Genomic DNA, 1,157 nt, shown 5'->3' on the forward strand with positions numbered 1-1,157 from the left:
GACCTGGTGATTCGGGTGCGCTCCTCGGCCAGGGCGTCGAGGAGTTCGGGGCAGGTGGGTGCGAGCACCGTCGTGTCGTCGGGGACGCAGGGCAGGATCTCGGCGATCGCGGTGGTGCCCAAGCCGGCGGAGAGCAGCAGTTGGATGTGCCGCACCGTGCGCACGGCTTGCCCGTCGTAGTCCCGGTAGCCGCTCGCGCGACGGGCGGGCTTCAACAGGCCCTGCTCCTCGTAGTAGCGCAGGGCGCGGGGGGTGGCGCCGGTCTGTCGGGCCAGTTCGCTGATCCGCATGTCCAGAGCACATCAGGACTTGACCTTCACGTCAACGTGAAGGTTTACCGTCACCGCTGTGACAGACAACAACGTTGAGCACGAACAGCGCCCCGCTATTGCCATCCTGGGGCTTGGCCCGATGGGCCGGGCGCTCGCCGCCTCGGCGCTCGCCGCCGGCCACCCCACGGTGGTCTGGAACCGCACGCCGGACAAGGCGGAAGCACTCGTGGCCCATGGTGCCGTGCTCGCGCCCACGGTAGCCGATGCAGCGCGTGGGGCATCGATCACCATCGCGTGCATGATCAACTATGGCGCCGTCCGCGCGAGCGTGGCCGACCTCGCCGAGTGGCCCACGGGCACGCTCGTCAACCTCAGCAGTGGCCACGCCGGAGAAGCACGCGCCATGGCGGGCTGGGCCGCACAGCGCGGCATCAACTACCTGGATGGCGCCATCCTGACGCCGGCCCCCACGATCGGTACACCCGCGGCAACGATCCTCTACAGCGGCCCGCACTCCCCGTTCGATCGCAGCCGCGCCCTTCTGGAGAGCTTCGGCGGCACCAGCGTCTACCTCGGCGACGACATTGGTATCGCGTCGGCATACGAGATGGCCTTGCTCGACCTGTTCACCATGTCCGTCGGCGGACTCGCGCACGCCTTCGCCCTGGCCATCGCCGAGGGCATCGAGCCTGCCGCGTTCGCCCGCTTCGCCAAGGGGATCGGCGGCCTGCTGCCCGACATGGCCGACCGGTTTGCCGATCAGCTTGCTGCCGGCCGTTTTCCCGCCGACGTCTCCAGTATCGCGTCGGCAGGCTCCGCTGTGGCCCACGTCATCGACGCCGCCGCCGCTCGCGGCATCGACACCACACCGCTGCAAGCCGTACA

General features: G+C 69.3%; 2 protein-coding genes. One reads left to right on the forward strand and one right to left on the reverse strand.

Going from position 1 to position 1,157, the window contains the following annotated elements:
- The coding region (locus tag ACWD6N_RS37765) for a MerR family transcriptional regulator (protein WP_450006768.1) at nt 1-290 on the reverse strand (290 nt) is incomplete at its 3' end.
- Between the two features lie 58 nt (nt 291-348).
- Between ACWD6N_RS37765 and ACWD6N_RS37770 the strand changes: the two genes are divergently transcribed.
- Nucleotides 349-1,157 (forward strand): NAD(P)-dependent oxidoreductase (locus ACWD6N_RS37770; protein WP_450006770.1); only part of this gene is annotated, 809 nt, incomplete at its 3' end.

Source organism: Micromonospora sp. NPDC005163 (assembly GCF_053599835.1).